Genomic DNA, 20,712 nt, shown 5'->3' with positions numbered 1-20,712 from the left:
CTGACCATCAGAACCAAAGCAAAAGGGGCGATGTCATCGGCATCGCCCCCTTTTTATGCCTTGCCTCAATGGCCGGTTGCGACCGCACCGACAGGCATTTCGTCGGGATCCTTGGTCTTGCGGATAAACAGAGCCGCAACAATTGTCCCTAGCGAAAGGATGGCCGCACACATGAAGGCCATGCGAATACCGCCAGCAAGCGCGGCGACATCAGTGGCCCCCTGATCGGACAGCACGGTCATGCGCAAAGACATGAGCGACACCAAAAGAGCTATGCCGGCCGCACCGGAAACCTGCTGGATGGTGCCAAGCGTTGCGCTGCCGTGCGAATAAAGCCGCGCAGGCAACGCCCCCAGACTTGCCGTAAAGAGCGGCGTAAACAGCAGCGCCAGCCCAACGCTGAGTACCATATGCCCTGTAAGCACCAGCCAGATCGCCGTCGTTTCGCCAAGCAGCGTCATGCTCCAGAGCACAGCGCTGACAAGTATGGATCCGGGAATGACGAGTGGAGCAGGCCCTACCCGATCATACCAACGGCCAACGAAAGGTGCCATCAAGCCCATCATCAAGCCACCGGGCAACAGCATCAGACCGGTTTGCAGCGCATCCATGCCCAGGACATTCTGGGTATAGATCGGAAACAGGATTATCATGCCAAAAAGCGCCATCATATTGATGGCCATCATCACAATCGCCAGCGTAAAGGTCTTTGACTTGAATGTCCTGAGATCGAGCAGAGCGCGGTCCAGATCCTGCAATTTGAACTGCCGCGCGATAAAGAGCGCCAGACCGAGTGCGCCAATCGCTACCGGTACCCAGAGCGGAACAATATGTTCTGCGCCGTGTGCTTCACCAATCGAACTAAGCCCATAAACCAGCCCGCCGAACCCAATGGCCGAAAGAACGACCGACACAATATCGAGCGGCGCAATGCGTGGCGTCGTAACATTCTGAATCAGGCGACCACCCAGCACCAGCGCTGTAACAGCGATTGGCAGCACCAACCAGAACATCCAGCGCCAATCGAGCACATTAAGAATGATGCCGGAAATCGTGGGCCCGATGGCTGGCGCCACTGAAATGACGATCGAGATATTGCCCATCGTCCGCCCCCGCGTTTGAGGCGGCACCAGATTCATCACCGTGGTCATCAACAAGGGCATCATAATGGCGGTGCCGGCAGCCTGTACCACGCGCCCGAAAACAAGCGATAGCAAGCCCGGTGCCAGCGCGCACAGCAAGGTGCCGACGCTGAACAGGCCCATGGAAATCAGAAAGAGCGGGCGGGTATTGAACCGCTGGATCAGAAAGCCGGTAATGGGAATGACCACGGCCATGGTCAGAAGAAAGGCTGTCGTCAGCCACTGTGCTGCGCCTGCTGTCACATCGAGATCGTGCATAAGGCGCGGCAGAGCAACGCTCATGATGGTCTCGTTGAGAATCATCACAAAGGTCGAAATCAGCAGGATGCCGATCACCAGCCTGTTGCGCGCTGCCATTGCCGCATCAGGCGATCCACCTTGCGACATAGAGTGTTCAATGTCTTGAGACGACATGAGATTTATCCTGCGTGAGCTGAGAATGTATTGGGCCTGATGCGCGCCAGCCCGAACGCGGCAGGGCCGTGGCAAATAGGCGCACACAAGTTTGAAGTCAACAGCAAACCGAAATTCATTTGCGCAGCTGTTGCTCAATGACCTCAGGTCGCCAGCCCGCACATGCACTATTGAGCTCTGACCCGATTCGGCTCCAATCTAGTCAAACTTGGATAAGTGATCGGGCGTGAGAGGCGCGCATGGATATCAAACTCATTGCCCCGCCCCTTAAACATATTCTTTCGCGTTATCTGCGCGACGCCTGGCTTATCCTGACCATAGTTACATTGACCATGGCGCTAGGCGCGGTATCGGCAATTGCAGCGCCTTATTTGTTCTCACGCCTTATCGATCAGATCGAAGCCAGCCCCGTTGGTACATGGCTTGTTGCTGCCTTTATGGCCTATGCGATTTTGATGGGGCTTTCCTTTGCATTTCAAAGGGCTGCGGGCTTCCTGACCTTCATGACGTCCGAGAGCCTCAATTTCGTGACTGCGACGTCGTTTTTCGAGCGGCTTATCGATAAGTCGTCGGACTTTTTTCTCGATCATAACCCTACTGAAATTCAAAGTGCGGAGGCGAAGGGGGAAGAAGCCCTCAATATCGTCGTGCAGTTTGCGCTTGCGGCTTTGCTGCCGGCCTCCGTCCAGGTTCTTTTGAGCCTTGTTCTGCTTGGCAATGTGTTGAGCTTGGACATTGCGCTGATCGTGGTCGTCTATGGCATATCCTATATTGCACTGGTCTATTATGCGTCCAAGGTCACACGCAAACATCTCGATGCGGCTATCGAGGCATCCCAGGACAGTTCCAAATTCATCGGCAATGCCATTGGCGCCATGGATACGCTGCGTCAATTCAATTCGAGCGTTTGGATGACAGGCCAGTTCGCCAACCGCCAGAGCGCCGCGCTTAAAGGCTGGCAGCGCTATGCAATGGCACATGTCAATTTTACGATATTGTTTGGTCTTTCACTCACGCTGCAATTTGCCGTTACGCTTTGGCTGCTGGTGCCACGCGTAGCTGCAGGCGAATTGACCATCGGTGATCTCGTATTGTTCAACACGCTGCTCTTGCAACTCAACATGCCTTTCCAGATGCTTGGGCAGGCCATCCAGCAGATCGCCCAATCCTATTCCCGTTTTCTGCCCTTCGCCCGTATGTGGCAGGCGCCAGAGCACGAGACCATCGAGAACCCTGTTAGCCTGACGCTTGAGAATGGCCAGGTCCGCTTCAGAAATGTGGGCTTTCGCTATGCCAATGGACGAGGCGTGCAAGACGCCGACTTTACTGCCGACCGCGGGGCCATCACCTATATCACCGGGGACACAGGCGCCGGCAAATCCACCCTGTTCAAGCTGTTGCTCAAATCCATGCAGCCTCAAACGGGGCGTATCGAGGTGGATGGGATCGATCTGGGCAAGATTTCACGCAAGGATTGGTTCACTGCCGTCGCGGCCGTTCCGCAGGATATCGTGCTGCTCAACGATACGCTCGCAACAAATATCGTGCTTGGGCGTCCATTCGACCATGCACGTATGCGACGCGCTGCAACACGCGCCGCCATTCTGGACTTTATCGACGGGCTGGACGAAGGTTTTGACACCGTAGTTGGCGAACGCGGCTTGAAACTTTCGGGGGGCGAACGCCAGCGCATAGCCATTGCCCGCGCACTTTATGCCGATCCGGCAATTGTCTTGCTCGATGAGGCCAGTTCAGCGCTCGACGCCGAAACCGAAAAAGACATCATGGATCAGCTACGCCGGATCTGCGATCAGGTCACGATCATCGCAATCACCCATCGGCTGTCCGTCATCGCGCCCAACGACAATGTTGTCCATATAGCGCCAGATATGAGCTGAAAATCTGTCGCGCCTTGCCTACTTGCCCTTCATGGCCACATGAGGCAAATTAGCGTTGACGTATAGGACAACACAATGACCAATCCGATAACCAAAAATCGGCGACACTACGAGGATCTTTCCGTCGGCGAAACCTTCCCGCTTGGCCCCCGCAAAGTTACCAAGGCCGACATCATCGGCTTTGCGCGGGAATTCGATCCCTTTCCGTTTCATCTCGATGAGAAGGCCGCACGCGCAAGTCTTTTGGGCGGCTTGGCGGCCAGCGGCTGGCAAACCGGTGCGCTGTCGCTACGCATGCTGGTCGATGGTTTTCTCAACGACATCGCATCCATGGGCGGGCTTGGTTTCACCGATCTCAAATGGAAAAAGCCGGTAATGAAGGGCGACACGATATCGGGCACGGCCAGGATCACATCGCTGCGCCGATCCCAATCGCATGCGGAAATGGGCATTGTCACAATCGCTTTTGACATGCGCAACCAGAAGGGGCAGCAGGTCATGACCCTCAACCTCGCCAATCTGGTCGAAGTTCGCAATCCATCATCCAACGCGGTGGAGGTCGCGCAATGACCCGCTGGTACGAGGAAATTGAAATCGACAAACCCTTCGATCTGGGCGCCCATACGTTTACCGAGGCCGAGATCATTGCCTTTGCCAAGCAATATGACCCGCAATATTTCCATGTCGATCCCAAGGCGGCAACCGAGTCTCACTTTGGTGGCCTGGTTGCATCGGGTTGGCATACGGTCAGCGTTGGACATCGCAAGATGGTGGACCGACTGTTTGCCGAAGAAGATATCGTCCGCGCCGAGGGAGGCGAGCCCGGCGTTTCCGGCCCTTCTCCCGGCGTCAATTCGATGGACTTCAAGGCCCCCGTGCGCCCTGGCGATACCGTGCGCTATACGCTGACGGTTACGGGCAAGCGGCCGTCAAACTCCATTCCTGGTTGGGGCTTGCTGTTCAACAGGCTCGATGCTCACAATCAGCATGGTGAACTTGTCTATCGCGCCGATCTCGTGGGCTTTTCAAAGCTGCGCGACTACAAAATGCCACTCAAGATCAAACTGGCATTGGCCCTGCGCCAACTCCCGCTGATGGACAAGGTAATGCGCCGGTGAAGATGTTCCGTACGATTGCGCTGGCGGCCTCAGGCCTTCTCGGCGCAACTGGCGTAGGAGCCGCCGCAGCCTCGAGCCACACTGGTGCAGACCTGCTCGGCCCCTATGCCCTGATCGCGCTCACCCATGCGCCGGCTCTGCTTGCACTCGGCCTTTTTGCCCAATCAGGCCTCCAGATGGCCGCCATCGCAGCGCTGACGACCGGCGCCCTGCTCTTTTGCACAGATGCCGGTATGCGCCATTTTATGGGAACAGGGCTGTTCCCGTTTTCGGCACCATTGGGCGGCATAGCCATGATGGCCGGCTGGGCACTTGTTGCTGCTTCGGCACTTTTCCAAGCCAGAGATTGACAGGACAATTGTCCTGTGCTTTGTTTGCTATTGTTCAATAAGCCATTATGAGGTCCCGACTCCAATGAACATCTGAGACCATATCGTAGCGATGCCGTTGCCTCTTCTTCTGTCCTTGCAAGATGAAGCAATGATGTATGCGCGCGGTTGCGTTTCGGAAAAGTTGGTTGGTTTGAGGATCCTGCTTTCTTGATGCAGTTAGAGCCAGAAAGCTCATCATCGAGTTTCCCCTCTCACAAAATCCGCCACCTAAAGCACTGTAGCACTTGATAGTTATGGTGTTTTCCCGGCACAGAGCCACACCGCACGCATTCGGAACGGACTGCCAGAGATCCGTCGGCAGTAGCCCTTGGCATCTTATCGCGCGAACTCAAGCACCTCAGTTTTGATCCCTACGGTCCCTGCAATCGAGCGCATGAGTGCGTTGGGCCTGCGATCAATATCGAAATCTGCACCCGCTTTCTCCTGCAACGAAAGCGGCACACGTGAACTATTATAATAGGATTACTTACCTACGCGGTTCACGAGAAAGGCACCACGATGAAAGGCAAAATGTATAAACTGACCGGAACGGGCTTGTTCGGAAAGACTCGGAAAAATGGCATGGGAACATCGTCTCAGCATTTTCCGAAGTCCAAGAGGAAAAACGCGATCCCGAACACCAAGCGCGACGTTTTCCAAACCGAATTTACCGACAAGCAATTGCCGTTAATCCTGCCTGGATTGCCGGTAAAGGACACATAATATCATGCCGGCGCAGGCAATTTCCGGCGCCGGCAGCTCCCTTAATCGGCCTTACGCCTCTTCTCTGCCCATACCGCGTCGATCCTGGGCATACTGACTTCGATCCAGTCGGCCAGCGCGCGTACTTTTTCGGCGGCCTCCCGGCCCATTGGCGTAAGGCTGTATTCCACATGAGGTGGCACGACGGGATAGGAAACCCTGTCGATCATGCCATCTTCCTCCAGCCATTGCAGGCTTTGCGATAGCATTCGTTCGGAAACGCCATTGATCTTGCGCCTAAGCTCGCTGAAGCGATGCGTTCCCGACAGGAGCGCAATCATTACGAGCAGCCCCCAACGGCTTGTAAGATGCTTGAGCACATCTCGTGATGGACAGGCCTCGGCGAACAGGTGCCCGCGCTCCATTGCTTCCGAAAGTGTTCCGGACCGCTCTTCCGTCAGATCGGACATTTCTTCTAACTTACCTTTTTGTACGTACTTACGAAAAGTAATTTAGCACTATATAGGGAAATTCCCGCGTTACAAACAAGGAGTTTCAATATGTTGGGAATTACCGGTGCAACCGGCCAATTGGGCCGCCTCGTCATTCAATCACTGAAAGATAAAGGGCTTGCAGATCAAGCAGTCGCGCTCGTTCGCAATCCGAACAAGGCCGAAAACCTTGAGATCGCTGCCCGTCCTTTCGACTATGATCAGGCGCCCGCAACCCTGGCTGCCAGCTTGCAAGGCATAGAAAAGCTGTTGCTGATCTCCGCCAGCGAAGTCGGCAAGCGGGTGGCACAACACCGGAACGTTATCGACGCAGCCAAGGCCGCTGGCATCAAGAAAATTATCTATACGAGCCTGTTACATGCTGACACCTCGCCAATCGGCTTGGCCTCTGACCATAGACAGACCGAAGCCGCGATAACCGGCTCGGGCATCGCCTACACCATTCTGCGCAACTCCTGGTACACTGAAAACTATACTGGAAACCTCAAGGCAGCAGTTGAGAACGGCGTCATCTTGGGCGCAACCCAAAATGCGCAACTCACTACCGCCTCACGCTATGACCTGGCCGAGGCTGCGGTCAAAGCTCTGACCGGCGAAGGACACGAGAACAGAACTTATGAGCTTGCAGGCATCCCGTTTACGTTAAGCGTACTGGCCGACGAAACCGCAACCCAGTCCGGCAAGCCAGTCATTTACAAAGATCTGCCGCAAGCTGACTATGCAGAAACACTGCAGTCATTTGGCCTGCCAGCACCGGTGGCGGAGATGATTGCGAGTGCGGATGCGGACGCCGCCAACGGGGCCCTCTATGACCAAAGCGGCGATCTTGCACGGCTTCTAGGACGTACACCACAGCCCCTAAGCGACGCCGTTAGAGACGCGTTGCAATAGCCTTACAGTCAGGTCCTTGGCTCTAATGCCCCTCGAACGCAATAAGCGCCTCGACGGAAACGCCGAGCGCGCGCACTTTTTCCGCACCGTTTATGTCGGGCAGGTCAATAACAAAGCCAGCATGGGAAACCGTAGCACCCGTGCGGCGCAACAGCGATATTGCAGCTACAGCTGTTCCGCCCGTTGCGATAAGATCATCGATCAGCAGCACATTATCATCGCCGTTGACGGCATTGGCGTGGATCTCAATGGTGTCCACGCCGTACTCGAGCGCATAGTTCTGCCCGATCGTTTCGCCTGGCAGCTTGCCCGCCTTACGCACGGGTACAAACCCAACCCCCAAGGCAATGGCGACGCCAGCGCCGAAGATAAAGCCACGCGCCTCTATCCCGGCCACTTTAGTAATGCCCTTGCTCGAATGGCTATCGGCCAGTTGCTGGCAAGCCTGCCGGAACCCGGCAGAGTCTTCGATCAGCGATGTAATATCGCGAAAGATGATGCCCGGCTTGGGATAATCGGGGATGGAACGGACGAGCGATTTCAGATCAACAGCCATGACACCACGCAAGACAAACAGATTCGAACCGGCGGCGATCCAATCATGTTTCAGCTTGAGAGGAAAGGCCCGATACCGCCCAGCAAACGCTGTTTAGAAGCTAGAAGAAACGATTGGGCGGCACAACGCGCGCGGTGATTTCACCAGCCTTGCGCGCGGCGCGTTTTGCGCCGTCAAGCGCGGCCCGCCGCTGCTCGGCCGGAATCATCTTCGGGGCGTTGCGAACAGCTTCACGCACTGCCGGATTGCGGCTCGCAGCAAGCGCAACGAACAATACTGTTTTGGCAATGCGTATGGCTGACATCCGACCCTCCGCAGGCGACGCTCACAGCCTGAAAATAAACAGCCAATGCGGCCTGATCAAGACAGAACCAGCACCGCGACGGCCAAACGAAAAAAGAGGAGCCTCACGGCTCCTCTTTTCATTCAATCCCGGACATGCACCTTAGTGAGCGTTTGCCCAGATCTTGCGCTTGACCAGATACATCATACCGGCAAGCAGCACGAGGAAGATCATGACACGGAAGCCCATTTGCTTGCGCGACACCATATGAGGATCGGCTGTCCATTGCAGGAAGGCCGCGACATCCAGCGCATATTGCTCGACTGTCTCCGGCGTACCTTCCCCCTCATAGGAAATCAGGCCATCCGAAAGCGGGTTAGGCATCACAATGGGTCCATAGAACTCGTTGTAATACATGCCCGGCTGCAATTCCTCGCCTTCAGGCGGTTCTGCATAGCGCGTCAGCAGATTGTAGATGTAGTCTGCCCCGCCTTCCTGATAGGCGGTGAAATAGTTGAACACCCACCACGGAAACTCCTGGTGAATCGTCCGCGCCTTGGCCATCAGAGAAAGATCGGGCGGCAGCGCGCCACTATTGGCATCACGCGCAATCTGATCGTTCTCAAACGGATCTGGCCAGCGATCTGCCGGAATAGCGGGACGTTCGCCACCCTCAGCCTCGATGTCTTCTACCGTGAATTCGGCTGCCAATGCGCGCACAGCTTCCTCGGAATACTGCGGGCCACCGGGTTCCGACAGGTTACGGAACGCAATGAAATCCAGGCCATGGCAGCTTGAGCAGGCTTCCTTGAAGACCTGAAAACCGCGCCGCAACTGGTTACGATCATAGGTTCCAAAGACCCCGGAGAATGTCCAGCTTTGCTGATAGGCGTGGGCAGTTTCCCCGGCCGCCTGGGCCGGGTTGGCCGAAAACGCCATGGTTGCGGCGAGAACCAACGCGCCAAGGAGTGATTTTTTCTTGATCATTGTCTTTTCCCCTCGCCGTCTCAGGCCGCAGCCTTCTTGCTTTTGGCCAACACGCTTTCCGAGATGCTCGCGGGCAGCGGTGCTGGCGTTTCGATCCGCGACAGCAGCGGAAGGATAATCAGGAAATAACCGAAATAGTAAGCCGTGCATATCTGCGCCAAAAGAACGTAGATGCCTTCAGCAGGCTGTGCCCCAAGATAAGCCAGAACAATAAAGGTGAACACGAACACCCAATAGAAAGGCTTGAACAGAGGCCGGAAGGTGCCTGAGCGCACGGGCGACCGGTCCAGCCACGGTAGAACGAACAGGATCGCAAGCGAACCGAACATCACCAGAACCCCGCCCAACCGGGCTTCGATAAAGAGGACATCGAAGTCGATAGCGCGCAGCATGGCGTAATAGGGCAGCAGATACCATTCAGGCACGATGTGAGCTGGAGTAACCAGGGGATCACCGGGAATGTAATTGTCCGCGTGGCCCAGGATATCCGGCGCGAAAAATACGAACCAGGCAAACGGGATCAGGAAGACCACGATCGCAAACAGATCCTTCATGGTGAAGTAAGGGTGGAACGGCAACGTATCGCGGCTTTCCTTGACTTCGACACCAACCGGATTGTTGTTGCCCGGCACATGCAGCGCCCAAATATGAAGCACCACAACCGCCGCAATGATAAAGGGCAGCAGATAATGCAGCGAGAAGAAGCGGTTGAGTGTCGGATTTGCCACCGAGAAACCGCCCAGAAGCAGCGTCTGGATTGGCTCCCCGATCACCGGAATAGCTGAGAACAGCCCGGTGATAACCGTCGCACCCCAAAGGCTCATCTGCCCCCAGGGCAGCACATAGCCCATGAAAGCGGTCGCCATGACCAGGATGAACAGGATTACGCCGAGCATCCAGATGATTTCGCGCGGCGCCTTATAGGACCCATAATAAAGACCCCGGAACATATGCACATAAAGCGCCACAAAGAACATCGAGGCACCCACCGCGTGAGTCCCCTGAATGATACGTCCGTAATTCACGTCACGCCGAATATGTTCGACCGACGCGAATGCCAGATCTACATGCGGCGTATAGTGCATCACCAGAATGATCCCGGTGACGATTTGCACCACCAGCATGAAGGCGAGAATGCCGCCGAAAGTCCACCAGTAGTTGAGATTTTTGGGTGTCGGGAAGTCCATCAGATGTTCTTTGGAGAACCTGATGATAGGGAGGCGCTCGTCCATCCAGCGCTCGAACCCGTTGCCCGGCGTGTAGTTGCCTGCGTGATTAGCCATTCCTCAACAGTCCCCTTAGCCGATCTCGATCAGTGTATCGGTCAGAAATTCATACGGCGGCACAACCAGGTTGGTCGGTGCCGGACCACGACGAATTCGGCCCGCAGTGTCGAACTGCGACCCGTGGCAAGGGCAGAACCATCCATCATAATCGCCCGATTCACCCACTGGAACGCAGCCAAGATGCGTGCAGTTTGCGACCATCACCAGCCATTGCTCATGGCCTTCCTTGACACGATCCGCATCGCTCTCCGGGTCGCGCAGGGTCGCAACATCCACCGCTCGAGCGGCCTCGATTTCGGCTTGGGTACGATGACGGATAAACACCGGCATACCGCGCCACATAACCGTAACCGACGATCCTTCAGCAATCGGCGAAAGATCGAACTGCGCGGATGCCAGCGCCAAAACCGAGGCATCCGGGTTCAACTGGTCGATAAGTGGCCATACAACGGCGGCTACGCCAACCGCCCCCACTGCTCCTGTCGCGACGTAAAGAAAATCGCGTCTTGTCGCTTTTGTTTCGCTCGCTGTCGCCAAAGCTCTTGATCCCCGTAAGGCCTGCACAATTTAATCTCATGTCCGCTTAATCAGGCCGGTCCTGCCTTCGGCATATACGACTCGGCCCAAGCCGCTGGCAAGCGGCGCGGATTTTTGGGTTCTTTTTGCACTGTCTTATCGTCTTGTCCAGACATCGGGGGCGTGACTTCACCAATATGCGACACTATACCCACCCAGATTTGAACACTTTTGGGCCATTCTTTATCCCATGACGCCTGCTCTCGCGCTCTATCAGCCAGACATTGCCCAAAACACCGGGACACTTTTGCGCCTTGGCGCCTGCCTTGGCGTGCCTGTTCACATCATCCACCCTACGGGATTTCCCTTTTCCCGCGCCGCACTCAAACGCGCTGGCATGGATTATCTCGATCAGGTGGAATTGATCGAGCATACAGGTTTTTCCGCTTTTGACAGCTGGCGAAAGCTGGAAAACAGACGCCTTGCACTCCTGACGACAAAGGCTTCAGTCTCCTGCTATGACGCCAGCTTTTCGGAAAGCGACATCCTGCTGGTCGGGCGCGAAAGTGCCGGCGTCCCCCAGTCGGTGGATGATAGTGCCGATTTGCGGTTGCGAATTCCGATGCGACAAGAGGCGCGCTCGCTCAATGTCGCCATCGCCGCTGCCATCGTGTTAGGAGAGGCACTGCGCCAGATAAAGGGGTTCGACACACTCATATGACCTTACCCGCTGATATTGAAGACAAAAAATCCAAGGCCAGCACGTGGTTCCGGCAGGTTCGCGACGACCTTTGCGCGGCCCTTGAGGCAGTTGAGGACGAGGTGGCAGGACCTCACGCAGATCGCGAACCCGGCCGTTTCGAGCGGGAAACATGGACGCGCACCGATCACACCGGTGCTGAAGGCGGCGGCGGTGAAATGTCGCTCATTCATGGACGCGTCTTTGAAAAAATGGGCGTTCATATCTCGACCGTTTACGGCCAGTTTTCTCCTGAATTTGCCAAATCCATTCCTGGCACCGAGGAAAATGCCCATTTCTGGGCCTCCGGTATTTCGGTCATCGGCCATCCGTGGAATCCCAATGTGCCCGCGGTACACATGAACACCCGCATGGTCGTGACGTCACAATGGTGGTTTGGCGGCGGCGGCGATCTTACCCCGGTGCTCGATGCGCGCCGCACGCAGGACGATCCTGATTCGCGTGCATTCCATGCCGCCATGAAAGCAGCATGCACGCCCCATGACGTCGCAGATTACCAGCGCTATAAAGACTGGTGCGACGAATACTTCTATCTGCCGCACCGCAAGGAACCGCGCGGCATCGGTGGCATCTTTTATGATCGGCACAATTCGGGCGACTGGGATGCCGATTTCGCATTCACTCAGGATGTCGGGCGAAGGTTTATCGAGATTTATCCCGAATTGGTACGCCGCAACTTCAATACGCCCTGGACCGACGAGCAGCGGCATGAGCAGCTTGTACGCCGCGGCCGCTATGTCGAATTTAACCTGCTTTATGACCGGGGTACGACCTTCGGGCTCAAAACCGGTGGCAACGTCAATTCGATTCTGTCGTCCATGCCCCCCGAGGTGCGCTGGCCATAGTTGACGGCAAGCTGGAACAAACCTGCAATGGCTTCGTTTTTATGATATGGTCGCATCCCGAAACGACAAGAACGGAGGAACACCATGAAACGCTTTGATGGCGGATCGCTGATCCCCGGAGCCACTTGGCACGCAACAGCAGAATCGGAAGCTGAAGTTGTTCGCAAGGCAGTCGAAAAACTGCGCACCGAGCACGGTGAGACCGATATTCGCCCCGACATGGTCGAACGCATAAAGGAGCGTATCGTCGATGTTGAAGGCACCGGCGAAACCCGGCACTGATCGAAAGCCGTCCTAGTTTTCAGGCGGCCTTGCCATAGCGAGCAGGGCCGCCTTGTCATAACCATAACCTGCTTCGAGCCAGCATTTTTCCAACCGCTTGAGTTCAGCGCCCAGTTCAGGGCCGGGATGATATCCCAGGCGAACAAGATCCTTGCCCGACACCGGAAACCCATCCGGCACCAATTGCTCCATTTGCGCCATATGCTCGGCCAGCCACCGCTCGTCTTTTTCACCAAGGACACTCGCTACGGCGGCAATTGTGAATTTGTGCTCGGGCAAGCGGTAAGCAACCTCTGCGACCTGTCCGAACAACACATCGCCACAAGCCTGGAAAACCGACCGCGCCGCGTTGATCTGCGCGTTTGAAAGCCGCCATTTGTCCTGAAGTTTCTCTGCCTCAATCCCGCCCGCGAGAATTAGAGCCAACCGGCCACTAAGTTCGGGAGAAAAACCAAGGCTTTCGTAGCGCACCAAACGTTCAAGCGTCTGCTGCGACATCACGATGTCGTCGAGAACGCCGCATGTCTTCATTTCACCCAGCGTTTCGCCGATCTTTGCCAAACCCAGCAGCCGGACCATCTCGCTGCCCACCCGTTCGGCTGAAAGCTGATCGAGATTGTCGGCAACCCTTGCGCAGGCCGCAAGCGCTTCGGCGTCGAACTGTTGCGCCCCATGGCTGGCAGCAAATCGGAAATAGCGATAAACGCGCAGCCGATCTTCTGCGATCCTGTTGTCGGCATTGCCTATAAATTTCACCTTGCGAGCAAGGCAATCACCCAAGCCTCCGAGCGGATCGAACAAGGCTCCTGCGGCATCGGCATAAAGCGCATTCATCGTGAAATCGCGCCGTCGCGCATCCTTTGCCCAGTCAGTACCGAAGCGCACCTTGGCATGTCTGCCAAACGTCTCAACGTCTTCGCGCAAAGTGGTCACTTCCGCCGTCACGCCGCCCGCAACCAGGGTAACAGTGCCATGCTCCAGCCCCGTTGGGTGGGCCCGAATGTCCGCGGCCTGAGCCCGCTCCATCACCTCTTGCGGCCGAAGCACAGTGGCAAGATCGATATCGGTTGTCGTCTGAGCGCGCCCCAAAAGTGTGTCACGCACAATGCCGCCCACAGCGCGCGTCGCTCCGTCATCGCCACCCAGGCAGTCGAAGAAAGGCTTTGCGTCAGCAAGCCAGGCCGCAGCCTTCAATCGCGCCAACGCCTCTTGCTCACTCACGAGTCCACCCCCGTGCCGATCACGCTATCGCGAAACCGGCGGGTCAGATTCGCGGTGATCCCCCAGATCGTGTGCCCGTCATATTGCAATTGCCAGCTCCGCCGCTCCTGCCCACGGTGATGGATGCGGAATGTGCTATAGCTTTGCTCGGACGCAATAACGTCCAGGGGCACCTCGAAGACGCGCTCGACTTCCGAAGGATTGGCAACAAACGGCGCCTTTGGGTCCACCACGGCGACCACCGGGGTAATGAAGTAATTGGTGCCGGTGAAATAATAGGGCATATAGCCCAGAATATCGGCATCCTGCGGATTGAGCGCCACTTCCTCATTGGCTTCGCGCAGAGCCGCATAAGCCGCATCGTGGTCTTCCGCATCGATACGGCCTCCGGGAAAAGCGACCTGCCCCGAGTGTTTGCGCAGAGCGCTTGAGCGCTCCGTGTAGAGCACACTATAGCCCGCATTCCGACGAACCAGTGCAATTAACACGGCCGCGGGCACCGGTGGCTGATCGAAGCCATCATCGGGCAGCCAGTCCGGCATGAGGTCGGCCGCATCCGGCATTGGCTGCGGCTCACCCAAAAGACGCTGACTGAACTCGAAAATGTCGCGGTCACCACTCATGTCCAAGGACATAGGCTCAATCGATGAAACCCGCAACGTCCCCTTTCAGATTTGCAGCCAGCGCTTCATCTCTGGTGTTGATCAGCACGCGGTCTGGATCGACGGGACCGGGAAAGACGATTGCGCGCGGTGTCGTCGGCACAAAGCCCAAAGGTTCGTAATAGGCCCTGTCCCCTACAAGCAGCACAAAGTCGATCCCCTTGCGTTCCAGAGCCAGATCGCAAACATGGGCAACCAGCGTCCGCCCTGCCCCTTGCTTGCGAAAGACCGGATCGGTCATCAGGGGGCCCAACAAGTATCCATTGCGCCCACCGACCGAGATCGGCGTCATGCGCACCGATGCCGCCCGCTTCCCACCAAGTTCGGCAATCCAGCATAGACTTGGATCGACATCGAAGCGCTCACGCACACGAAAGGCCGCCCGCGCAAATCGTCCCGGTCCGAACGAGACTTCGTGCAGGTTTTCAATCCAGGCTTCATCGAATGGTGTTTCAGGCCGAATGGCCAGCGCTTCAGGCTGTGTCACGAAATCCGCGGCGTGCGGGGTCGAGATCGTCATGGGGAATTATCCGGTTCGGTCAGCGTACAACGAAATCCTCGCCTGCGACAGGCGGTAGTCAAATTCGTCGAAGATCCTGATCGAAGCTGAACATTTTTGTAGGTCCAAAGCGGATAACTTTTTCGCAAATAGCACCGGCACGCCTCAGCGTCCAACAAAATTTTTCGAGCCTTGGTTCCAAGCTTTGGATGAAACAGGCCGTTCAACGGGAAGGGGCTAATAATTTTGAACAATCGCCTTACATTGTCGTCATAAATGCAGACGCACGAGCAAAGGATATCGTATGGGACAGCTAATCGACGGTAAGTGGTCAACCCAATGGTATGACACCAAATCGACGGGCGGTAAGTTCAAACGCTCCGAGTCGGCGTTCCGCAACTGGGTTACAGCCGATGGCAGCCCCGGCCCGACCGGCACCGGGGGCTTTAAGGCAGAGAGCGGACGCTACCACCTTTATGTTTCCTATGCCTGTCCTTGGGCGCATCGCACACTGATCTTTCGCGCCCTCAAGGATTTGGAAAAGCACATTTCGGTGTCGGCAGTGGCGCCGAAAATGCCCGATGAAACCGGCTGGGCCTTTACCGGAGACATGGGTTCGGACAAAGATCCGATCCACGGGGCCGATTATATGTGGCAGGTTTATACCGCCGCAATGCCGGATTATACTGGTCGCGTCACTGTCCCAGTGCTCTGGGATAAAAAAACCAATACGATTGTCTCCAATGAAAGTGCGGAAATTATTCGCATGTTCAATTTGGCGTTCAACGATTTAACCGGCAACACGCTCGATTTCTACCCCGAGGACAAGCGCGAACAGATCGATGCGATCAATGCCAAAGTCTATTCCAACATTAACAACGGGGTTTACAAGGCAGGCTTTGCCACCACACAGCAAGCCTATGCAGAAGCCGTCACCAATCTTTTTGACGCGCTCGACTGGGCTGAAACCATTTTGCAGAAACAACCCTTCCTTGTGGGCAGTGAACCAACCGAGGCTGATTGGCGGCTAGTGACCACGCTGATGCGGTTCGATGCGGTCTATGTCGGGCACTTCAAATGCAATATCCGCCGCATTGCCGACTATCCGGCCCTCTCAGCTTATCTCAAGAAGCTGTATAATTGGCCCGGCGTCGCAAAAACGCTCGATCTCGAGCACATTCGCACCCACTACTACTGGAGCCACACAACCATCAATCCACACCGGATCATCCCGGCAGGACCGGAACTGGATTTCATCACCCCGATCGGCCATGCGCCCAAAGCTGCGTCAGCCGTTACCAGTTGAGACTGATCGGGCGTCGCCCGGCAATCTCATCAAGCCGCCTCAGCGTTGCCGGGCTCGTCTCGTCCGGCAACCCATCGATTTCGAACCAGCCGATTTCTGAAATTTCAGCGCTGGGCACAAACTCCCGGCGCTTTTCAGCACCGCCGAAAACATAGAGCGCGACGTGATCGCGATTTGTGTAGAGCGTACTGTGATAGAGACCGAAAAGCTGCCCTTCATCGGCAACACAATAGCCGGTTTCTTCAAGCACTTCCCTCTTGCCTGCCGCAAGAGCCGTCTCGCCTGGATCGACACCGCCACCGGGCAGATGCCATCCCGCGACGTAGCTATGGCGAACCATCAGCACTGCGTTATCGGAAATTACGGCACAACGAACACCGAGCGTTACGTGCCGATAAATGCCCACCGCACGCAGCATCAAAGAAAACTTGAGTTTTTGCCAAGGTGTTTGCGGCATTGCACTTCCTTTTGTTCACCAACACATGACAAAACGTGATCAGTTGAGCAATCGGCCATTTTCTTGCCGCAGCGCGCATGCCAATAGAATGCATAATGATCAAACTTGCGCATATTTCGGACATTCATCTCGCACCGCTCCCTAAGGTGCATGCGCGCGATCTGCTGTCCAAAAGAATTACCGGCTTCATAAATTGGCGCGTAAAGCGGAAAGGCAGTATGCGGCGGGACACACTCTCCCGCTTGACCGCTCACATGAAGAGCCAGGAACCGGACCTGACTGCCGTGACCGGCGATCTCGTTAATCTGGCGCTTGAGGAAGAAACAGCGCGCGCCGCCACATGGCTGGCAGGGCTTGGGACGCCGGAAGTAGTCTGCGCGATTCCCGGAAATCACGATGCCTATGTCAAAGGTGCGCTTAAAAATGCCTGCGCGGCATATGGCGCTTATATGTCGGGCGAAACACTGAACGACAATCCGTTTCCTTACGTGCGCCGTGTGGGACAGGTCGCGGTAATCGGAGTGTCGAGCGCCATACCCACGCCGCCATTTGTGGCCGCAGGTCGCGTGGGACAACCGCAACTGGAAAGACTCGCCCGGCTTTTGCAGCTTCTGGACGAAGCGGGCTATTTTCGCGTCGTTATGATCCACCACCCGCCCAATCCGGAATCGGCGTCAAAGCGCAAAGGTTTGTGGGATGCGCCCGCGGTTCGGGCAGTTTTGGCGCAACATGGCGCGGAACTTGTCCTGCACGGCCATACCCATGTCTCGTCCATCCACGGCATTGCTGGCCCGGAAAAGGAAATTCCCGTCATCGGAGTTGCTTCAGCTTCCGCCTCCCCTGACGGACACGATGCGCCGGCGCGCTATAACCTGTTCGGCATTGAAAAGAGCGGAAACACATGGCATTGCGTCATGCGCGAATATGGATATCAGCGCATTGGCGATGATATAGCATTACGGCTACAAATGCGTATCTATTGATTTGCGCCTTACGCCAGCCAGCGAGTCCAGTCTTGAGCGACACTGCCTTCATCATTGCGCGTCCCCGGTTCGACATCGAATCCGGTAGCGCCGAGTTTACCTATAGGCTCGGCGACCTGAGCTTTACCGAGGCACTGCAATTCCCAGGTGGATTTGATCGCGATGCGGCCCAATCTCCTGTTTTTGTTCACCTTCTGGATCTGACTGCAGCAGTTCTGGGCGTGAGCTATTACAAGCTGCGCGCGCCATTTGAAATCGATGCGACAGCGCTCTCTCTGGCCGCAGATGACAGATCTTTCCTTCTCGATATCTACGAGAACGGCTTGGGCGAGTTTTATGCCCGCAACGACCTCAAACGCTTCGGCAAGCTCAATATTGCTGTATCGGCGACCTCTGTTACGGTGGAAAAGCCAGACCTTGCTGATCGTGCACTGGTTCTGATCGGCGGCGGCAAGGACTCGCTGGTCAGCGTCGATCTTCTCGAACGTGCCGGGATTGCAATGACCCTGTTTGCGGTCAATCCCAAGGGCCCGATCCTTTCCTCAGCCGAACGAGCCGCACACGACATGATTGGTGTACGCCGCGTGCTCGATCCCGAAATGATCCGGCTCGGCAAGGAGCCCGGCTTCTATAATGGCCACGTCCCATCAACGGCGATCAATTCCATGATCGCTAGCCTTGCCAGCCTGCTCTTTGGATACAACCGGATCGTGCTTTCCAATGAGCGCTCCGCCAGCGAGGGCAACATCGAATTCGACGGTCGGGAAGCCAATCATCAACACTCAAAATCCCTTGAATTTGAACGCCATATTCAATCCCTGCTCTATCGGGTTTCAGGCGGCGCGATCGAGTATTTCTCTCTATTGCGTCCTTATTCGGAAGCAAGGATCGCGCGTCTGTTTGCGCGCGGGACGCGGTTTGACGATGTATTCTCGAGTTGTAACCGCAATTTCCTGCAAGCTGGCAATTCCGGCCCGCTCTGGTGTGGAAAATGCCCCAAATGCCTGTTTGTCTTTCTGATCTTCGCGCCGGAAATGGGGATCGAGCGTCTCACGAAGATTTTCGATACAAACGTCTTGGACAATCCTGACAATATCGCTCCTTATCGCGAACTTGTCGGCATTGTCGGGCATAAACCCTGGGAATGTGTCGGCGAAATTCTCGAGGCCGCAGCCTGTTTGTGGAAAATCTCCGACCATCCCGACTGGCGCAATACTGCAGTGGTCCAGGCGCTACGCGATGACCTCATCGCATTCTATTCGCAGGCCAAGCTCCAAACCGCCTATGCGGATCTGTTTGTCGATAGCGACCAGCATCTTATCCCTGCCCAAATTGAGAAAGCGGTGTTTCCTCATGCAAATTGATGGTCCCGTTCTGCTTTACGGCGCCGGACGCGAAGCGCGCTCCACCGCAGCTTTCCTGCGCAAACAGCACCCCGAACTCGAACTGTTCGTCACCAGCGATGATGGCGAGGCCCAACTGGATGGCGCCACTTTCGTCACCCCTGAAGCAGCGCAAGACGTTTCGCGTTTTGGGTTGATTGTCAAAAGCCCTGGCGTTTCGCTCTACAAGCCCATTTTTCAGAGCGCCAGGGAAGCCGGTATCAAAGTAACCTCGAACCTCAATCTTTGGGGTGCCCATTATCGCGACGGTCGCACAGTCGTCGCCATTTCAGGCACCAAAGGCAAATCGACGACCGCAACGCTTGTGCATCTCATGCTCAAGCATTCCGGGGTGGATGTGATCTTGGCAGGCAATGTCGGTATTCCGCCGCTCGATGCCACCGACAAGGCGCAGACAGTGGTGTTGGAGCTTTCCTCCTACCAAACGGCCGATATCGACTTCGCACCCGATATTGCTGCGATTTCCAACCTCTATCCCGAACACGTGGATTGGCACGGGGGATTGGATACCTACTACCGCGACAAGCTCAATCTGATCGCCAAGGGTCCAAAGCTGGTCGCCATCGGCCCGCAGGCTGCGACCGTCGAACGGGTAAAAGCCACGATCCCGGCGGGCACCCAGCATGTCCCGCCACTCGACATCGACCTGAGCGATGAAATTCTTATGGCGGCCATGACGTCGCGGCTCAAAGGCGCACACAATCACGATAATGCACGGCTGGCTGCCGCCATAGCACTGGCAGCAGGTGCCACGCGCGAGGGCATTTTTGCCGGCATTGAGGCGTTTGTGCCCCTGCCCCACCGGCTCGAGGAATTGCAGGTCGGAGATCTTCTGTTTGTCGACGACTCCATCTCGACCACCCCCGAGGCAACCAAGGTCGCCCTCGCTGCCTACAAGGGCAAAAAAATCGCACTTGTCGCAGGCGGCCATGAGCGCCAGCAGGATTATACAGACCTTGCAAACCTCATGGGGCTAACAAGCGTTGTCATGCTGTGCTGTTTGCCGGTCACAGGGATGCGGTTGGGCAGGATGGTCAGCGAAAACACCCCCATCCCGGTGATTAAGGCCAATACTCTTGACGAGGCAATGCAGGCTCTAGCCAAGGTGCCAAAAGACACCTTCGATACTGTTATTTTGTCGCCCGGTGCTCCGAGCTACAACCAGTTCCGCAACTTTGAAGAGCGCGGCGACAGGTTCAAGGCGCTCGCGCAATCCCTTTTTGGCGATAAGGCCGCTTCATGACCTATGTTTATTTGCTGACAGCCATCGTTTTTGAAGTCATTGCCACATCTGCCCTTAAGGCCGCCGATGGCTTTACCCGGTTAGGCCCAAGCCTGATCGTCGTTGCAGGCTACGCTGCAGCCTTCTTTTTCCTCTCGCTGACCCTGCGCACGCTGCCGGTCGGCGTCGCCTATGCAATATGGTCAGGCCTCGGGATCGTTTTGATCTCTATTGCCGGATGGGTGCTTTATCGCCAGATGCTCGACGCCCCCGCAGTGATCGGCATGGTATTGATCGTTGCCGGCGTTATTGTCATCAACGTTTTTTCAAAGGCAACGCCGCATTAACATCCGATATTGTCGACTTTTCCTATGCCGAGAAATTGCGGGTGTAAGA

The 20,712-nt window shown here is 56.1% G+C and carries 24 protein-coding genes; 13 read left to right on the top strand and 11 right to left on the bottom strand.

Annotation, left to right across the window (positions count from 1 at the left end):
* Positions 1–65 precede the first annotated feature (65 nt).
* On the bottom strand, positions 66–1,556 hold the full coding sequence (locus tag EO133_RS11785; RefSeq protein ID WP_127072838.1) for an MDR family MFS transporter: 1,491 nt from the start codon (positions 1,554–1,556) through the stop codon (positions 66–68).
* Positions 1,557–1,795: 239 nt separating this feature from the next.
* Here EO133_RS11785 and EO133_RS11780 point away from each other — a divergent pair, with 239 nt between their 5' ends.
* From EO133_RS11780 to EO133_RS11765, 4 genes are all read left to right on the top strand, one after another.
* On the top strand, positions 1,796–3,454 hold the full coding sequence (locus tag EO133_RS11780; protein ID WP_127072837.1) for an ABC transporter ATP-binding protein: 1,659 nt from the start codon (positions 1,796–1,798) through the stop codon (positions 3,452–3,454).
* 75 nt (positions 3,455–3,529) lie between these two features.
* Positions 3,530–4,024, top strand: coding sequence for a MaoC family dehydratase (locus EO133_RS11775; protein WP_127072836.1), 495 nt, complete (start codon positions 3,530–3,532; stop codon positions 4,022–4,024).
* The gene (locus EO133_RS11770) at positions 4,021–4,572 is read left to right on the top strand and encodes a MaoC family dehydratase (protein ID WP_127072835.1); all 552 of its coding nucleotides are present in this window, start codon (positions 4,021–4,023) and stop codon (positions 4,570–4,572) included. Before EO133_RS11775 ends, EO133_RS11770 begins: the two co-directional genes overlap by 4 nt.
* Positions 4,573–4,574: 2 nt before the next feature.
* Positions 4,575–4,922, top strand: a complete 348-nt coding sequence (locus EO133_RS11765; RefSeq protein ID WP_127072834.1) for a DUF423 domain-containing protein — start codon at positions 4,575–4,577, stop codon at positions 4,920–4,922.
* A gap of 785 nt (positions 4,923–5,707) precedes the next feature.
* Here the strand turns inward: EO133_RS11765 and EO133_RS11760 are convergent.
* Positions 5,708–6,115, bottom strand: a complete 408-nt coding sequence (locus tag EO133_RS11760) for a winged helix-turn-helix transcriptional regulator (RefSeq protein WP_127072833.1) — start codon at positions 6,113–6,115, stop codon at positions 5,708–5,710.
* 90 nt (positions 6,116–6,205) lie between these two features.
* Here EO133_RS11760 and EO133_RS11755 point away from each other — a divergent pair, with 90 nt between their 5' ends.
* Entirely contained in the window at positions 6,206–7,048 is an 843-nt protein-coding gene (locus tag EO133_RS11755; RefSeq protein ID WP_127072832.1) for an SDR family oxidoreductase, read from the top strand.
* A 22-nt stretch (positions 7,049–7,070) separates the two neighbouring features.
* Here EO133_RS11755 and EO133_RS11750 read toward each other — a convergent pair whose 3' ends face one another.
* The 5 genes from EO133_RS11750 to petA form a co-directional block, all read right to left on the bottom strand.
* Complete coding sequence (locus EO133_RS11750; protein WP_127072831.1) at positions 7,071–7,604, bottom strand: adenine phosphoribosyltransferase; 534 nt, start codon at positions 7,602–7,604, stop codon at positions 7,071–7,073.
* A gap of 100 nt (positions 7,605–7,704) precedes the next feature.
* Positions 7,705–7,908, bottom strand: a complete 204-nt coding sequence (locus EO133_RS11745) for a hypothetical protein (RefSeq protein ID WP_127072830.1) — start codon at positions 7,906–7,908, stop codon at positions 7,705–7,707.
* Between the two features lie 141 nt (positions 7,909–8,049).
* Positions 8,050–8,874, bottom strand: coding sequence for a cytochrome c1 (locus tag EO133_RS11740; protein ID WP_127072829.1), 825 nt, complete (start codon positions 8,872–8,874; stop codon positions 8,050–8,052).
* A 20-nt stretch (positions 8,875–8,894) separates the two neighbouring features.
* Entirely contained in the window at positions 8,895–10,157 is a 1,263-nt protein-coding gene (locus EO133_RS11735) for a cytochrome b (protein WP_127072828.1), read from the bottom strand.
* A gap of 15 nt (positions 10,158–10,172) precedes the next feature.
* Positions 10,173–10,697, bottom strand: a complete 525-nt coding sequence (gene petA / locus EO133_RS11730; RefSeq protein WP_127072827.1) for a ubiquinol-cytochrome c reductase iron-sulfur subunit — start codon at positions 10,695–10,697, stop codon at positions 10,173–10,175.
* Between the two features lie 229 nt (positions 10,698–10,926).
* Between petA and EO133_RS11725 the strand changes: the two genes are divergently transcribed.
* The 3 genes from EO133_RS11725 (at position 10,927) to EO133_RS11715 (ending at position 12,563) form a co-directional block, all read left to right on the top strand.
* The gene (locus EO133_RS11725; RefSeq protein ID WP_127072826.1) at positions 10,927–11,397 is read left to right on the top strand and encodes a tRNA (cytidine(34)-2'-O)-methyltransferase; all 471 of its coding nucleotides are present in this window, start codon (positions 10,927–10,929) and stop codon (positions 11,395–11,397) included.
* Positions 11,394–12,281, top strand: coding sequence for an oxygen-dependent coproporphyrinogen oxidase (gene hemF, locus EO133_RS11720; RefSeq protein ID WP_127072825.1), 888 nt, complete (start codon positions 11,394–11,396; stop codon positions 12,279–12,281). The genes EO133_RS11725 and hemF overlap by 4 nt, the downstream gene beginning before the upstream one ends.
* Positions 12,282–12,365: 84 nt before the next feature.
* A complete protein-coding gene (locus EO133_RS11715; RefSeq protein ID WP_127072824.1) occupies positions 12,366–12,563 on the top strand; it encodes a DUF1059 domain-containing protein in 198 nt (65 codons plus the stop codon).
* 12 nt (positions 12,564–12,575) lie between these two features.
* Here EO133_RS11715 and EO133_RS11710 read toward each other — a convergent pair whose 3' ends face one another.
* Genes EO133_RS11710 through EO133_RS11700 form a run of 3 tightly spaced genes read right to left on the bottom strand, consistent with a single transcriptional unit; the run spans position 12,576 to position 14,966 of the window.
* Positions 12,576–13,784 (bottom strand): CCA tRNA nucleotidyltransferase, encoded by a 1,209-nt coding sequence (locus EO133_RS11710; protein WP_127072823.1) that lies wholly within the window; start codon positions 13,782–13,784, stop codon positions 12,576–12,578.
* Complete coding sequence (locus tag EO133_RS11705) at positions 13,781–14,407, bottom strand: CoA pyrophosphatase (RefSeq protein WP_164734987.1); 627 nt, start codon at positions 14,405–14,407, stop codon at positions 13,781–13,783. The genes EO133_RS11710 and EO133_RS11705 overlap by 4 nt, the downstream gene beginning before the upstream one ends.
* A 16-nt stretch (positions 14,408–14,423) precedes the next feature.
* Positions 14,424–14,966, bottom strand: a complete 543-nt coding sequence (locus tag EO133_RS11700) for a GNAT family N-acetyltransferase (RefSeq protein WP_127072821.1) — start codon at positions 14,964–14,966, stop codon at positions 14,424–14,426.
* A 283-nt stretch (positions 14,967–15,249) separates the two neighbouring features.
* On the opposite strand from EO133_RS11700, the gene EO133_RS11695 reads away from it, so the two are divergent.
* Positions 15,250–16,251 (top strand): glutathione S-transferase family protein, encoded by a 1,002-nt coding sequence (locus EO133_RS11695; RefSeq protein ID WP_127072820.1) that lies wholly within the window; start codon positions 15,250–15,252, stop codon positions 16,249–16,251.
* On the opposite strand, the gene EO133_RS11690 is transcribed toward EO133_RS11695, so the two are convergent.
* Positions 16,241–16,708, bottom strand: a complete 468-nt coding sequence (locus tag EO133_RS11690; RefSeq protein ID WP_127072819.1) for an NUDIX domain-containing protein — start codon at positions 16,706–16,708, stop codon at positions 16,241–16,243. The two genes, EO133_RS11695 and EO133_RS11690, sit on opposite strands and share 11 nt — an antisense overlap.
* Before the next feature lie 95 nt (positions 16,709–16,803).
* Between EO133_RS11690 and EO133_RS11685 the strand changes: the two genes are divergently transcribed.
* Genes EO133_RS11685 through EO133_RS11675 form a run of 4 tightly spaced genes read left to right on the top strand, consistent with a single transcriptional unit; the run spans position 16,804 to position 20,663 of the window.
* Positions 16,804–17,691, top strand: a complete 888-nt coding sequence (locus tag EO133_RS11685) for a metallophosphoesterase family protein (RefSeq protein WP_127072818.1) — start codon at positions 16,804–16,806, stop codon at positions 17,689–17,691.
* 32 nt (positions 17,692–17,723) lie between these two features.
* A complete protein-coding gene (locus EO133_RS20260) occupies positions 17,724–19,055 on the top strand; it encodes a MurL-like N-terminal domain-containing (protein ID WP_164734986.1) in 1,332 nt (443 codons plus the stop codon).
* Positions 19,045–20,337 (top strand): UDP-N-acetylmuramoyl-L-alanine--D-glutamate ligase, encoded by a 1,293-nt coding sequence (murD, locus tag EO133_RS11680; RefSeq protein WP_164734985.1) that lies wholly within the window; start codon positions 19,045–19,047, stop codon positions 20,335–20,337. Before EO133_RS20260 ends, murD begins: the two co-directional genes overlap by 11 nt.
* The gene (locus EO133_RS11675) at positions 20,334–20,663 is read left to right on the top strand and encodes a DMT family transporter (RefSeq protein WP_127072816.1); all 330 of its coding nucleotides are present in this window, start codon (positions 20,334–20,336) and stop codon (positions 20,661–20,663) included. Before murD ends, EO133_RS11675 begins: the two co-directional genes overlap by 4 nt.
* The last annotated feature ends 49 nt before the right edge of the window (positions 20,664–20,712 follow it).

This window comes from Pelagibacterium lentulum (assembly GCF_003992625.1).
GTDB lineage: Bacteria > Pseudomonadota > Alphaproteobacteria > Rhizobiales > Devosiaceae > Pelagibacterium > Pelagibacterium lentulum.
Note: the sequence above shows the minus strand (reverse complement) of the source record. Positions and strands in the feature narration are given on the sequence as shown.